This window comes from Paenibacillus tyrphae, assembly GCF_000722545.1.
GTDB lineage: Bacteria > Bacillota > Bacilli > Paenibacillales > NBRC-103111 > Paenibacillus_G > Paenibacillus_G tyrfis.
In genome coordinates this window covers 38,556-52,086 of sequence record NZ_JNVM01000041.1, presented here as the reverse complement: position 1 = coordinate 52,086, position 13,531 = coordinate 38,556, and the positions used below count along the sequence as shown (strand labels likewise).

Annotated in this window: 14 protein-coding genes; 4 read left to right on the top strand and 10 right to left on the bottom strand. The window is 52.5% G+C overall.

Annotated elements, in window-relative coordinates; all coding sequences use genetic code 11:
- The first annotated feature begins 121 nt into the window (after positions 1-121).
- Entirely contained in the window at positions 122-550 is a 429-nt protein-coding gene (locus ET33_RS31915; RefSeq protein WP_081890591.1) for a DUF4259 domain-containing protein, read from the top strand.
- Positions 551-650: 100 nt separating this feature from the next.
- Complete coding sequence (locus tag ET33_RS31910; RefSeq protein ID WP_036691882.1) at positions 651-1,193, top strand: hypothetical protein; 543 nt, start codon at positions 651-653, stop codon at positions 1,191-1,193.
- A 705-nt stretch (positions 1,194-1,898) separates the two neighbouring features.
- Here ET33_RS31910 and ET33_RS31905 read toward each other — a convergent pair.
- Together ET33_RS31905 and rlmH are read right to left on the bottom strand one after the other, a co-directional pair.
- Entirely contained in the window at positions 1,899-2,279 is a 381-nt protein-coding gene (locus ET33_RS31905; protein WP_036691879.1) for an Imm1 family immunity protein, read from the bottom strand.
- A gap of 335 nt (positions 2,280-2,614) precedes the next feature.
- Positions 2,615-3,094: a 23S rRNA (pseudouridine(1915)-N(3))-methyltransferase RlmH gene (gene rlmH, locus ET33_RS31900; RefSeq protein WP_036691876.1), complete on the bottom strand. Its 480-nt coding sequence runs from the start codon at positions 3,092-3,094 to the stop codon at positions 2,615-2,617.
- A 167-nt stretch (positions 3,095-3,261) separates the two neighbouring features.
- On the opposite strand from rlmH, the gene ET33_RS31895 reads away from it, so the two are divergent.
- Positions 3,262-3,978, top strand: a complete 717-nt coding sequence (locus ET33_RS31895; RefSeq protein WP_036691873.1) for a hypothetical protein — start codon at positions 3,262-3,264, stop codon at positions 3,976-3,978.
- A 102-nt stretch (positions 3,979-4,080) separates the two neighbouring features.
- Here the strand turns inward: ET33_RS31895 and ET33_RS37085 are convergent, their stop codons facing one another.
- Together ET33_RS37085 and ET33_RS31890 are read right to left on the bottom strand one after the other, a co-directional pair.
- Complete coding sequence (locus ET33_RS37085) at positions 4,081-4,248, bottom strand: CxxH/CxxC protein (protein WP_010501530.1); 168 nt, start codon at positions 4,246-4,248, stop codon at positions 4,081-4,083.
- A 119-nt stretch (positions 4,249-4,367) separates the two neighbouring features.
- Positions 4,368-5,594: a S1C family serine protease gene (locus ET33_RS31890; RefSeq protein ID WP_036691871.1), complete on the bottom strand. Its 1,227-nt coding sequence runs from the start codon at positions 5,592-5,594 to the stop codon at positions 4,368-4,370.
- Positions 5,595-5,768: 174 nt separating this feature from the next.
- Between ET33_RS31890 and ET33_RS31885 the strand changes: the two genes are divergently transcribed.
- Complete coding sequence (locus ET33_RS31885) at positions 5,769-5,999, top strand: hypothetical protein (protein WP_051775895.1); 231 nt, start codon at positions 5,769-5,771, stop codon at positions 5,997-5,999.
- A gap of 193 nt (positions 6,000-6,192) precedes the next feature.
- On the opposite strand, the gene ET33_RS31880 is transcribed toward ET33_RS31885, so the two are convergent.
- The 6 genes from ET33_RS31880 to ET33_RS31855 all read right to left on the bottom strand — a co-directional run bounded on the left by ET33_RS31880 (position 6,193) and on the right by ET33_RS31855 (position 13,413).
- Positions 6,193-6,996 (bottom strand): MBL fold metallo-hydrolase, encoded by an 804-nt coding sequence (locus tag ET33_RS31880; RefSeq protein WP_036691864.1) that lies wholly within the window; start codon positions 6,994-6,996, stop codon positions 6,193-6,195.
- A gap of 20 nt (positions 6,997-7,016) precedes the next feature.
- Complete coding sequence (yycI, locus tag ET33_RS31875; RefSeq protein ID WP_036691860.1) at positions 7,017-7,763, bottom strand: two-component system regulatory protein YycI; 747 nt, start codon at positions 7,761-7,763, stop codon at positions 7,017-7,019.
- A 13-nt stretch (positions 7,764-7,776) separates the two neighbouring features.
- Positions 7,777-9,060: a YycH family regulatory protein gene (locus ET33_RS31870; RefSeq protein WP_036691857.1), complete on the bottom strand. Its 1,284-nt coding sequence runs from the start codon at positions 9,058-9,060 to the stop codon at positions 7,777-7,779.
- Positions 9,057-10,901, bottom strand: coding sequence for a cell wall metabolism sensor histidine kinase WalK (gene walK, locus ET33_RS31865; RefSeq protein WP_036691855.1), 1,845 nt, complete (start codon positions 10,899-10,901; stop codon positions 9,057-9,059). Before walK ends, ET33_RS31870 begins: the two co-directional genes overlap by 4 nt.
- A gap of 15 nt (positions 10,902-10,916) precedes the next feature.
- A complete protein-coding gene (gene yycF / locus ET33_RS31860; protein WP_036691853.1) occupies positions 10,917-11,654 on the bottom strand; it encodes a response regulator YycF in 738 nt (245 codons plus the stop codon).
- Between the two features lie 187 nt (positions 11,655-11,841).
- Complete coding sequence (locus tag ET33_RS31855; protein ID WP_036691851.1) at positions 11,842-13,413, bottom strand: M23 family metallopeptidase; 1,572 nt, start codon at positions 13,411-13,413, stop codon at positions 11,842-11,844.
- Between the last annotated feature and the right edge of the window lie 118 nt (positions 13,414-13,531).

Here is a 13,531-nt window from a genome sequence, read left to right as displayed (position 1 = left end):
ACGGTTCCCCGCACTGGTTGTAGCGGCAAGTTATCTAAAACCTCCCCGTTTCCATGCAAGTCAAAATGCAGCAGTATGATTCCAATTTGTGTTAGAATAGTAGTACAAAAAGGAAGGCGGGATTACGATAGGATCGTGGGGAAAGGCATCGCTGGAAAGCGACGAAGGGCTTGATGTTCTTGATGCGTTAATCGAATATGCAAAGGACCGCAAGTCCGTCAAGTTGAAGGATCTTCTAACTCATTACAGAGAGTTGGGATTTCTCTCGGAGGATCCTGAGGAGGAAGATTTCCTTTACGATAATACAGCCGTTGCTCTCACTGAAATTGTATGCGCCTATATCCAATACGGCAAGACGCAGTACGAGGAATTGAGCGGTCTGAAGGAGATCGTCTGGGAAACGGAAGATTTGCTCGAGTTGAGGCAATTGGTTCAGCAGGTACTGGATAATAAAGGCGGAGAACGCGAGCTCTATGAACTGTGGGATGGAAATCCGGACTGGATTGAACATTTGGAACAAGTCGTTCGTATTTTGTCGGAACGGTTATAAATCGCCGGATGCCGCTGCTTAAAGCGGCCGATTGCATCCTATAAGAAGTCGCTAAATGCGGCTTTTTTGGTATAATATGACTTTTAAGGAGGGGATGGAGATGAACCTTTTGGCCCAAACGACAAACCGTGTTCCATGGCAGCGGCTGACTACCGCCTATGGAAGAGGGACGGACATTCCGCGGCTCATGGAGACGGGGCAATATGAGGAAATCGCCAATCTGATCGAGCACCAAAGCACCTTGTGGCAGGCGACGCCATGGGCTCTGCTTATTCTCCTGCGGGAACTTGCCAAACAGAAACCGGATAAGGTCTCTTCGAAGGAAGTTCAGTTGTACTTGGCTGTAGCTTCTGCTATAACCGTGGATCATATGGATTCGCAAGATACGGTTGGAACAATGAACGAGCTCCTGGATGAAAAGTACTTATGGCCAGAGGACGAGGACGAAGATGAACTGCTGTGGGAGGAAGAGGAGCCGCCGGGTTATGCGAAAGAGGCATTTTTCAGCTATTATTACTTCAGTTATTTGCTGCTTAAGGACGCAATTCCTATCTACACCGCGATAATGAACGGTAACGATAAGCTTGCTCCGGCTATTCGGGAGCTGCTGCTTCTGCTCGAACCGGAAGGTGTCAGCGAGTAGAGGCAGGCATGTTGGGCTAAAAAATACAACCATCGACGACCTTAGAAAATGTCATCGATGGTTGTTCCGGTAGATTGTTTACTTGTCGATTAAATTGGTTGTTTTAAGCCGTATACGTGCTTCGTGACGCATAAAAATCAACCGTAACTCATTAAGTGACAGAAAAAGGGAGGATGACCCCCTACCTGTTGCTATTACCTTGGGTTTACTTCCATTTTAACTCTCGGAGGCTTTGATTCCGCTTTTGTTGCATGGGAACAGAGCAAGCGATTAATGCCAAAAATTTCGCCGTCACTTATGATACGGTTCAGCTTAACGGGGCTATCGGCGAAAAATGAGAAAGGAACAGCCGTGGCGCATAGTTTCCAATCTTTTATACCCATTACAACAGCTACGATCATGCTTCATAGTTTTCAAGTCGAAGCCCTCGGGAAGCGAATCCGTGCCTCTGGCTTGGCCGCCTGCGGGATCAGCCCCTCCATCCAAGACGGCTACCGATGGCTCTGCAGTAAGCCGAACGTCGTGATGCCGAGCGTCATGCCGAGCGAGCGCAGAAAGTTCATCGTCGAGCTGGCCGAGCCATTTTACGTCCAACTCAAAGACCCAGTCCTAATGCCCGAGCAACGAATCGCCATGAACGGACATGACGAGGACTACATGGAACCGCCCTCCCATCCTGCAACGTCAAAGCGATATACTAATAAACTACAATTCCATCCATTTAATACATGTTGGACGAGTTTTCGTCTTGAAAAATTCTGTGCACGCATCAGTCATTTGTTTGACTGTAATAACCATTGTACTTGCTAAAACTACTTCTGCGCCATGAACATTCTCGTAAAAGGTAATCGTTTCGTCCCTAATATTGTCCTCACCGTAAGAAGCAAAAGTTCCCTTTTGTTCAGAATCTAAAAAATACAACACACAATAATCATCCCGAACAAAAGCACATAATTGAGGGATACCAATTTCTTCAAAGGTAAAAATAAACTGATTGGCATTAAATGCTGGACGATTTCGAATAAACTCAACTACCTGCGATTCTGTATTTATTACAATTTCTCCATTAAAATCATTAGCATACATTTGTAAGACCTACTTTCAGTAACATAAAAAGGGATTCTCTCACCTATACAGTTCTTGAGGCACTCAAGTTAAAAAGTGTCTGAGAGCCCTCCTTATTTTTAGCTTAATGGGTCTATCGGCGAAAAATGTGAAAGGAGCCGCGGCAGCTACACCAACTAGCATATTGATCATATCGTTGATATTATTAATTGAATTTTGGAAAGATGAAAGTAATTCCTTATCTATTAGGCCGTTAGTGGGAAAGAACTAATGCCCCAAGCCCAAGCTTTTGGAGGCTCGTTAATCACTCAATTACGGCCCCTACAACATTATCTGTTTTCCCCAATTTTTCGCCGTCACTTATGATACGGTTCCCCCCGCATAATCTTAAACGCCCGGTACACCTGCTCCACCAGCACCAGACGCATAAGCTGGTGCGGCAGTGTCATGCGCCCGAACGAGAGCTTGAGGTCGGCGCGCGCAAGCACTTCTGGGGCGAGGCCCAGCGAGCCCCCGATAACAAAAGCCACTTGGCTGCGCCCGTACGTGGCAAGGTCTTGCACCTGCCGCGCGAGCTCCTCGCTCGACAGCGGCTTCCCGTCGATGGCAAGCGCCACGACGTAAGCGTCGGCGTGCAGCTTCGCGAGAATGCGCTCGCCCTCACGCTGCTTCACCTGCACCTCCTCCGCGGCGCTCATGGATTCCGGCGCCTTCTCGTCCGGCACCTCGACGATCTGTACCTTGGCATACGGCCCCAAACGCTTGACGTACTCGGCGATCCCCTGCACCAGATAAGTTTCCTTCAACTTGCCTACTGTGATAATTTGAATATTCATCCGCTTGCTCTTCCTCTCTCGTCTACCCTTTACTTGTTCTGTTCGAGGTATCGTGGAATTTCCTTCACCTTTTCATTGTTTTCTCCAAAGAAACTTTAACTTAACAAGAAACAAATGTGATATTATGTAAATTGAACTATATTATTGCTCGAAAGAAGGTAAAAGCAATGGCCCATAACCGCATCCTTGCCATTCTGGCCGCTTCTTTCGCAGCTCTAACACTCGCTGCTTCTCCAGTCGCTACAGCGCCAAACTTGGGAAACGCACCCGTCTCAAGTGAACAAGTAGCCACCCCAACTGTACCTGTTATTGTCGGCAAACCCCAAGGTCAGAATAACCTCACCATAACCTTTGTTGATCAAGCGTTAAAGGGAAATGACTCTACGCTTCTTACTCCCCAAGGTAATCTAACGGAGCGATACGCCTATTCGACGTACTCCATTCCTTATAAAGTTATTGAAGACGGCAATGACAATGTCGGGCCAAGGGAACAAGATTCCTTCTTGTGCAGTGCTCCAAAAGGCGGCACTACTACCATTGTAAACCCGGTCGAAGTTCGCGCCAACGTCCAGATTCAATCTAACGTTGGTACTGAATTAAAAAAACTCATCAATCTCGTATGGACTGGTCAGACGAACGGATCATTTAAACACATCTATTCCAAAGCAAAAGTATACTCTGCTTCGGAATCCGTTCATAACCATCGTGATTACTACGGTGCGATCCAGTATGATTTAGGGACAACCGTTGTGAATCGAACCGACGTTTACCATGTATATAGCGGAGATCGAATCCTCTATACTGCCTCCTATGACCGCGGCCAACAAACCGTTTACGCCAAAATCCCCAAAGCCGTTGAATACGCTAGAGACTTCTACTTATAAAATCACCGCCGCTGCACCATAACCAGCTACAAAAAAGGAAGGCCGCACCAAGCCAGCCCTCCGACAATTACCTTATATTCTTCTCCATACCTCGACAAATCCCTACACAACCAGGAACCGCCCCGGCTCGGCACACCGTTCGCAATGCGGAGGCGGATCCCAGCCCGTAAACTTCACTTCCTCCAAGTCCACGATGTCCGGCGCATCCTCGTATTCGTCCACGAACATATCGATGGCAAGCTCCAGATGCTCTTTACAAACTACGTGCATTAGATAAGACCCCTTTTTCTTTTAACCCTAATAAAATCACATACCGTTTCGCTTCTAGACAGCCTTTGCTTTCATTGTTCCCCAAAAGGGGCCGCGACTTACAGCTTTCCCTGATCCCGTTAGCGGTCCTTTAACTCAGCCAGCGTGACCTGAACCGTGTTCTTCTTCGCTCCCCGATAATACGTGACGGCGAGCTTTTCTCCGATCTTTTTATGTCCATAAATGTACTTACGCAGTGCCAGCGTGCCATCAACCGGCTTGCCGTCCAACTCTACGATCACGTCGCTCGTTTTCAGCCCCGCGTCCTTGCCCGGACCGACGGCCTCGATCACCAGAACGCCTTTCTTGACATCCGACGGCAGCTTCAAGCTTTCGATGCCCGCATACGACTGCAGATCCTGTGTCACCACACCGATGTAAGGGCGCTTGATTTTATGATCCTTGATCAGCGTCTCAATGACCGATTTGGCCTGATTGATCGGGATCGCGAAGCCGAGGCCCTCTACGCCCATATCGGCGACCTTGAGCGTGTTGATGCCGACGACCTTGCCGTCCAGATTCACGAGGGCGCCTCCGCTGTTCCCTTGATTGATGGCCGCATCCGTCTGGATGACCTCCATCTCCCAGTCGAACTCGCCGTCCTTCCCAAGCGATACGGGAATTGTCCGCTTGGGCCAGCTGATAATGCCCCGAGTCACCGTCGGCGCATACCCGAGTCCGAGCGGATTGCCTACGGCTAATGCCGTCTCTCCCGGCTTGAGCGCATCCGAATCGCCGAATTCGGCAATCTGCTTGATCCCGCTTCCGTCAATCTCCAGTACGGCCAGATCCGTAATCTGATCGCGCCCGACCAACGTCGCCTTACGGCGCTCGCCGGTGATCGTAATGACGTCCAGCTGCTGGAACCCTTCCACGACGTGGTTGTTCGTCACAATGCGCACCTGATCCCCCGCCCGGACAAAAATAACGCCCGACCCGAGGCCCACCGCGCCGCCGCGCGAGTTTTCCTTCTCTCCCTCCCGGTGGGAGCCGATAATGCTCACAATCGTCGGCGATACCTTTGCTGCCGCACCTACCACTGAATCGCTCGTCAGCCGCTCGGTGTCGACGCCTCCGCCGGTCGCCGCTCCTGGAGCCGGTGCGGCCATCACCGAAACCGCCTGCGGCATCACATTGCGCCCTGCCTCCCGATCGAACAGCATGAACAAGGCCGCCGTGACAACGGCCCCGCCAGCGGCCGGAAGCAGCCACGTCGGCAACCTGATACCGGACCGGCTGGACGGCAAGCGCCAAGTCTCCTTTCGGGGTGCCTTCGTCGAATAAAAATCGTCGTCAAACAAACTCACGCTGCCGCCCCCTGTTCCATCCCGTTCCGCGCCCCATCTGAGGCCGAAAAATCTGCTGTATCCATTGTACCTCAAAATCTGACAATCTCAAAAACTAAAAAAGAGGAATGATTTTCCTAAAGCTAGACTAGAATAAGAACATAACCTGTACCCGATCAAGGAAGGATGATGGAGATGTCGAACCGCCGCATATCGTCCCATCTGGATGAAGTCGCTTGGATCGCCAAGCTTGCGGACCTCAAGGAAGACCATTACCGGAACTCCCTTTTACTGGGAGCCATTCTCGAGCTGCTGCTGGAAAAAGGGCTTCTCACCGCCCAAGAATTAGCCGCCAAAATCCACACGCTGGAGGCATCCGATCAGTCCATCCTCCCGACTAGCAACGGCAACCGTCACCGGCATTAATGCCATTCGCCGCGGACCGCCAAAAAACACGGAGCTTCCCCAACACAACATCAACAAGCTTCACTTGAACCGCCCTTGTGATTCGCCATGCGACATCCTGCTCGAACCGTTTATGTACAGCGCTTCATCCGACCCGATCCTTACTTACGAGGCTCCAAAAGCATTCATCCCCGCTCCCTTATCTCGGGAACGGCTAATCGTCCTTCACTACGTCCCACTCCGTCGCCCGGTCATGATACGTGTCCATCAGCTTGGCGCGGTGATCGTCTGGAGCGAGCCGCTCCTCTACCATACTATTCACGGTCAGCCTGGCCAAATCCATCAGGTTGTGGTCCCGGCTGAGATGCGCGAGATACACTCGCTTCGTCTTCGCCGTCATCACGTCGACGAGGCCGATCCCGGCCGCTTCGTTGGACAAGTGGCCGACATCGCTCAAGATGCGCCGCTTGATGTTCCACGGATACCGGCCCATCCGCAGCATCTCGATATCGTGGTTGGACTCCAGGACGAGCACGTCGCTGTCCTGAATTTTTTCCTTCACCTTGGAGCTCATATAGCCGAGATCCGTCGCGACGCTCAGCTTTTCTTCCTCGTGATAAAAGCAGTAGCCGACCGGCTCGGCCGCATCGTGCGATATGCCGTACGATTCCACCTGCAGCGAGCCGAATTCGAGCATTTCCCCCGTCTTCATCACGCAGCGATTCTCCTCCGCAATCTCGCCGATTTGCCGGTCGAGCTCGGCCCATGTCTTCTCATTGGCATAGACGGGCAGGTCGTGCTTGCGCGCCACCGCACCCAGCCCTTTAATATGATCGGCATGCTCGTGCGTCACCACAATCGCATCCAGCTCGCTGGCCGACATGCCCCGTTCCTTCAACAGCTGATCTATCTTTTTTGCGCTGAGCCCGGCGTCGATCAGCACTTTGCCCTCCTCGGTCGCAACGACCGTGGCGTTGCCCGTCGAGCCGCTGCCCAGCACACAAAACCGTATCCCCATGTTCAAAACTCCTTAGCCGCTTACTTTTTGCTCTTCTGCGGCCCTTCCACCGCACCGTTCAAAGCATGAACGTAATACACGTCTCCGTCCGCATTCCCCAGCGACACCCGCCAGGACGGCCACATATTCAACGTCTGCGAATTGTACACCTGTCCGTGATACCCGAGCCGGACGCTCGTAATGACCGCTCCCGACGGCAAGTAGTTCTCGATCAGACTCCGCAAAGCGATATAGGCGGTAATGACCTTCTGCTCCTTCTGCTGCCCGTCGGACTGCACCTCCACATAACCCTGCTGGTAGGAAGTGATTTGCCCGTTTTTCTCGAACAGCCTCAGCTGCACGTCGAACATCGGTAACGTGCCGTACAATTGGTGAAACACATAAGTACCGCCAAGACTCGTCATCGGATCGAATTGGTACGACTCGATCTTCGGAATTCCCGTTTTCGCCAATACGTCCCGGAACGAACCCTTGCTGATCAACGGATCGAATTTGAACGGCGCCGCCAGCGGCACCGCCTTCTCCGGATTGAAATTATCGTCGAACCGGACGACAATCTCCCGCAGCTTCGGCACATCCTTCGGAATATCCGGCGGCACCTGTATATTTTTACTCTTCGACAGCCTTTGAATCTCCTCCGCCGCCCCGATCGCGTTCGTCTCCAGATCGAGAAGGTCCGCACGGCTGGACCACAGCTGGATGCCGAGCACCACGTTCAGCAGCAGGAAGGACAATATCAATATCGTTTTGGCCCGTCCCCATTCCACGCCGGCATCCTCCTTAGTCCAAAAATTCGTACGTCCCGTCTTGCAGCTCGGCGACCCAGGCCGGAACAAGAATCATTGCCTGCTCCGTCACGACCATGCGGTAAGCCGGGAAGATCGTATACACCCGCGCCTTTTTAGCGAACGCGGCCAGCTTCTGCTCCAACTGCTCTCCTCCCGCCAACTGCACTTCGGTACGGACAGCACTTCGCAGATCGGGAGTAAGCAGTGAACGATCGTAGCTGGCTACAATGCCTTTTTGCAAAGATATTTTCATAAAGCCCGTATTCTCGTTCCGCGTATTGATGACCGGGTACGAATCGTAGTACTGCCGGAACACATACTGCTGACTGCCTGGAAGCAGCCGCTGCGGTACCTTCTGCACCCCGTACTTGCCGTTCCATCCCCCATGCTGGTTGATGAACTGCACGGCCGACAACAGACTCTCACGCAAATCGACCTTATTGTTCTCCGTCGCGGCCACCGGATCGGTATACGTCATCCAGTGCTGCTCGTTTCTCAGCTTCAGCCCGCGCTTTCCGTCCGTATAAATTTCCGAGCCGTCCCGCTCCGTCACATTGCGCGTCAGCGTCGGATCGACAAAAAACGTACGCTTCAATTGATCCGCCGTGAACTGCGTATACGTCATCTTGAAGCTTGGGATCGTCAGAGGCTTCATCGGCAAATAATAGTCCCCGGTCATCGCCTTATAAGGGGTGAACGATTCGTCCGTCTGTACGAACTTCTCGATGTCCTTCACCGTAAAGTCGGCTTTGATCGCTTCGTATACCGTGTTCGCCGTATCCGTAAACAGAATCGCTCTGACCTCGTTCGTATCCTTGGCAAAAATCAAAATGCGTGTAATCAAGTCGTTCTCGCCCTGCAGATCGCCCTTCAGCTGCATAACCTCCTGAAGAACGTTCATCGGCAGTCCGTCGCGGAACCGGATCTCGACTCCCTGCTGCTTATTCCGCACATCGTCCCAGTTATAACCGAGCGAAGTGACGCTTGTCTTCCGGAACCCTTCCAAAAACCGCTGCTTCAAAATCTCCATCACTTCATTGTACTTCACGGTATTCGGGTAGAGCACCGTATGCTGCTGATTGCCCAGATGCAGCACCAACTGATCCGGAAACAGCATATCCTTCAGGGATGCATGAGTGCCGAGGATGTCGGTTTTCACGTATTCCTCCGGCTTGACCGGGTCGTATTTCGGGTAGCTGTAAGCCAGCAGGTAGCTTTGCAGAAGACTGAGCAGCACCAGCAGCGTTAGCGCGGCGGTTTTCAGTTTCTCGATCATACGGCCGCCTCCTCCTGTTGATACGGCAGCGTGAACGTTACCCGCGTCCCTTGCCCGAGCTCCGACTCCAACTGAATGGTGCCGCCGTGCGCCTTCACTATTTCCCGGGCAATCGATAAGCCGAGACCTGTCCCACCCATGCTGCGGGAACGGGCTTTATCTACCCGGTAAAAGCGTTCGAAGATCCGGCTCAAATCTTTTCGCGGAATCCCGATGCCGTTATCTTGAACGGAAATTTCCAGCACGGCGTGTTCTCTACGGCCCGCATGAATGCGGATATGCCCGCCCTCCGGCGTGTATTTGATCGCATTGGAGACCAGGTTGTCAAGAACTTGGTCGATCCGGTCGCGGTCCAGCATAATTTCGCCCACGTGCTTCTCGACGTCGATTTCGATGGCGATCATGCGCTGCTCCAGTTGAAACGAGAAACGGTCCGCCACTTCCTCGAGCATCTCGGTCACATCGGTCGTTTCCTTGCTGATAATCGCCTGCTTCGAATCGAGCCTGGACAGCTGCAGCAGGTCCGTGACGAGCCGGATCATCCGCTCCGTTTCGTTCCTTGCTACATTGACGAACTTGCCTGCAAGCTGCGGCTCCTCCAGGGCTCCGTCCTCCAGCGCTTCGAGATAGCTCTTGATCGTCGTAAGCGGCGTCCGCAGCTCGTGGGATACGTTCGCTACGAATTCCCGGCGCGCTTGTTCGAGCTTCTCCTGACCGGTGACATCCTGCAGCACCGCAATCGTCCCGGCGGAACCTTTGCCCTTGCTGTGAATCGTCGTATACGTCACTTTAACAAACAGCGGATCTTCCTCGGCCTCATGATACAGATGCAGCATCGTCGAATGATCCTCCGTGCCTTCCAGCACCTGCATCTTCTCCTGCTGCATGCCGAGCAGCTCGCCAAGCGACATGCCCAGCGTCGTATCCTCGTTGACCTGCAGGATCTGCTTCGCCCGCCGATTGATCACAATGATGCGTCCGTGGTCGTCCGTGGCGATCAGCCCGTCGTTCATGTTGGACAAGATCGAAGCGAGCTTTTCCTTCTCCTCTTCGTTCAGGGATAACGCCTCTCGCAGCCGCTCCATCATGAAATTGAACGTATTGCCGAGCTGACCGATCTCGTCCTCGCCCATCACCCGGATTTTTTCCTCGTATTCGTACCGGCCTTCGGCTACGGCCGTAGCCTGTCTCGTAATGGCCTTGATCGGGTTCGTAATCGTGGACGACAAAATCACGCCGAGACCCGCCGTAAGCGCGAGCGCGATTAACGTACCGGAGATGAAGAAGTTATTGATCTGGGTCAGCGTTTTGTAGACATCGTCCATCGAAGCAATGATGTATACGGCGCCGAGCACCTTGACGCCCGAGCCAATCGGCTTGGCGATAACGATTTTGCGGACGCCGTCGAAGTCGGTGAATAGACGCTGGTTATCCTTAATCCCCTGTAACGCCCGTGTTACTTCGGTCTGCGTATTTTTGCTGTTCACGACCGATTGGTTCATCGGCCTGGTCGTCGTAAGCACGACACCGTTCGCATCGATAATCTGGATTTCCGCTTTGCTCGTCGCGAAGAGGCTGTTTACAAAATCGTTCAAATCGGCATACGATTTCTTGGTCGTGTCCGAGTTTTTATTTTCCTGATTTTCCGTCAGGTATGTCTCCGCATACTGCGCGAGCAGCTGCGCCTGCGAGTTCCGGTTCTCGATAAACTCGTTTTTGAGCGACGTTTCCAGCGTCTTAATAAAATAAACCCCGATGAGCTGGAGCGCGACCAAAATCATCAGCAAATAAATAATAATCAGCTTGGCTTGAATCGATTGGAAGAAACGGATCGGTTTCATCGGCGCGGCCTCTGCTTAATAGCCGCCGGCGCTTGCTTTCGAATTGCGCATCATGTACCCGAGCCCACGTCGGGTAATAATGTACTCCGGACGGCTCGGATCGTCCTCAAGCTTCTCGCGTAGTCTGCGGATCGTCACGTCGACCGTCCGCACATCGCCGAAATACTCGAAGCCCCATACCGCTTGAAGCAGATGCTCCCGCGTCATGACTTTGCCGCTGTTCTTGGCCATGTACTGCACCAGCTCGAATTCCCGGTGCGTCAGATCGAGCGGAACGTCGTCCTTATATACAACATACATGTCCGTATCGATAAACAAGCTCTGGATACGCAGACCCTGCCGGGCTTCTTCTTCGTTCGGCTGCATCTGGGCTGCCGCCGGCATCGCCGACTTCGTATGACGGCGCAAATGCGCTTTCACCCGGGCCAACAGCTCGCGCGTACCGAACGGCTTCGTCACGTAATCGTCGGCTCCAAGCTCCAAGCCGAGCACCTTGTCGATTTCGTTATCCTTGGCTGTCAGCATGATGATCGGTGTGTTCAGCTTCACCCGCACCTCCCGGCAGACGTCCATACCGTCCTTGACCGGCAGCATCAGGTCGAGCAGAATCAGGTCCGGGTTTTCGGAATAGGCAAGATCCACGGCCGCTGCGCCGTCATAAGCGCAGATGACCTCGTGGCCTTCTTTTTCCAAGTTGAATTTCAATATATCGGCAATCGGCTGTTCATCGTCGACGACGAGAATTTTGGCCATGCTTCGTTCACCGCCTGTCAGAGACTGCGTTGCATCCGTACTACGCTCCTTACTTCGCGCGGCCGAATGTCAACGATATCCTATCCATGGTAAGCTATTCTATTATTTTACCACATCCTGAAGCAAAAAGAGACACGGAAGCCCAGGTTTCCTGTGACTTCCATGCCCCTCTATCTCTCCAGCTTTCTTATTGATTCAAATATTTCAGCGGATTGTCCGGTGTTTCGTTCTTCTGCACCTCGAAGTGCAGATGCACACCCGTCGAATCTCCGGTGCTGCCCATATAACCGATCTTTTCACCCTTCTCGACGATCTTGCCGACGCTCGTATTGATCTGGTTCAAATGGCCGTACAGCGTGCGGTAGCCGTTCATATGATCGATGATAATGCAGTTGCCGTATCCGCTCTTCTCGCCGGCAAACACGACTTTGCCGTTATCCGACGCCATAATGTTGCGGTTGCCGGTCAAATCGACACCCTTATGGAACGCGCCCCAACGGGTGCCGAACGTGCTTGAAATCGATGCCGACAGTACCGGCCAAGCGAATTTGCCCGTTCCTTCGCCTTTGATCACTTTGGTGCCTTTCTTCACGACGGCTTTGACCGGCTGTTGAACGATCTCTTCGCTTAAGACCGTCTCCGCCTCCAATAGCCCGTTTACTTTCGTAAGTTGATAGGTCATTTTCTTGAGACCGTTCTTACCGGGACTCAATACCTCGGACTCGCCGAGACGCATATTATCATCCTGCTTCACTTCGGTCTCGTAGGCGATCTCTTGGTTTTCCACCACTTTTTCGACCGTCCGCACGGCAAGCGTCGGCTTCAAGACAGTCAAGTCAAGCTGCTGGCCGACCTTGATCATATCGTCGCTGATCGTAGGATTATTCTGATAAATGACCTGCTTCGGAATATCCAACTTCTTTGCGATGCATGAGACGCAATCGCCCTTCTCCACCGTATATTTCGTCGGCTGAACATCGCCGGTCTCCAGCTTTTTGCGCATGTCCTCCGGATTCACCAGTTGCTTCGGCTCGATCTTCACTTCCTGAAGATCGACTTTTTGCACGAAGTCCGCTTTTTGCAGCTCCGTTTGCGCAGGTGTACTCGCCGCGGGTGTCGCCGACAAGATGCTTACGCGCCCCGACATCTTCTTCGTTTGCATTGATGCGATCGCATTGTTCTTGATTTGCTCCAGCACGGTCTTCGCCGTCGCTTCGTCCTTTACGATCCCCATCGGTTTGCCGTCCACCACAAGCTGCACGCCTACGGGGTACGAGGAGAAATAGCCGCTGAGCTTATCGAGCACGGCTTCGTCTTGAGTATTGTGATTGAAAACCCTTTCAGGGGTTAATTCGAGCTTCGGTTCCGTTACGACCATCCGAAGATCGGACTCGCCCTTGGACAACTGTTCCCGCTTCTTTTGCTTATATTCCTCGACCTTGGAAGGATCGGATACGACTCCGACCAGCTCTCCGTTCGCATATACCTGATAATAATCGTTCATATTAGCTTCGACCAATTCATGTCCGCTAACCACAACTGCCGCCATCAAGCCCAGCGCAGAGACCGATTTGATGACCAGCCATTTATGTAAAATAATTCGATTTTTCATCCGTTCAAGCGCTGTCGCTCCCGGTGCTTCCGACACCGCAGCTGGCTTTACGCTTTCATCCAAACTGTTCGACCGATCCGCAGACCTTGGAGTACGAAGCTTGTCCAAGAGGCCCTTGATTCGATCCGCTCCTTTGAAAAATTTCATGTTCTTCTCCTTTTAAGCCGTTTTTTGCCGCATTCGAACCTCAGCTTCCCCGGTCTTAAGACCGACGGATGCGATGCTTCTCCTGATGACACGTTTCTTCTCTCTAAGTCTATAGTCT

What these genes read in the sequence shown, in the direction of transcription:
- ET33_RS31885 (WP_051775895.1), top strand. Translation starts at nt 5,769, where the DNA reads ATGTCGAACCGCCGCATATCGTCCCATCTGGATGAAGTCGCTTGGATC.
- ET33_RS31880 (WP_036691864.1), bottom strand. Translation starts at nt 6,996, where the DNA reads ATGGGGATACGGTTTTGTGTGCTGGGCAGCGGCTCGACGGGCAACGCC.
- ET33_RS31910 (WP_036691882.1), top strand. Translation starts at nt 651, where the DNA reads ATGAACCTTTTGGCCCAAACGACAAACCGTGTTCCATGGCAGCGGCTG.
- ET33_RS31870 (WP_036691857.1), bottom strand. Translation starts at nt 9,060, where the DNA reads ATGATCGAGAAACTGAAAACCGCCGCGCTAACGCTGCTGGTGCTGCTC.
- ET33_RS31905 (WP_036691879.1), bottom strand. Translation starts at nt 2,279, where the DNA reads ATGTATGCTAATGATTTTAATGGAGAAATTGTAATAAATACAGAATCG.
- ET33_RS37085 (WP_010501530.1), bottom strand. Translation starts at nt 4,248, where the DNA reads ATGCACGTAGTTTGTAAAGAGCATCTGGAGCTTGCCATCGATATGTTC.
- rlmH (WP_036691876.1), bottom strand. Translation starts at nt 3,094, where the DNA reads ATGAATATTCAAATTATCACAGTAGGCAAGTTGAAGGAAACTTATCTG.
- ET33_RS31895 (WP_036691873.1), top strand. Translation starts at nt 3,262, where the DNA reads ATGGCCCATAACCGCATCCTTGCCATTCTGGCCGCTTCTTTCGCAGCT.
- yycF (WP_036691853.1), bottom strand. Translation starts at nt 11,654, where the DNA reads ATGGCCAAAATTCTCGTCGTCGACGATGAACAGCCGATTGCCGATATA.
- ET33_RS31855 (WP_036691851.1), bottom strand. Translation starts at nt 13,413, where the DNA reads ATGAAATTTTTCAAAGGAGCGGATCGAATCAAGGGCCTCTTGGACAAG.
- walK (WP_036691855.1), bottom strand. Translation starts at nt 10,901, where the DNA reads ATGAAACCGATCCGTTTCTTCCAATCGATTCAAGCCAAGCTGATTATT.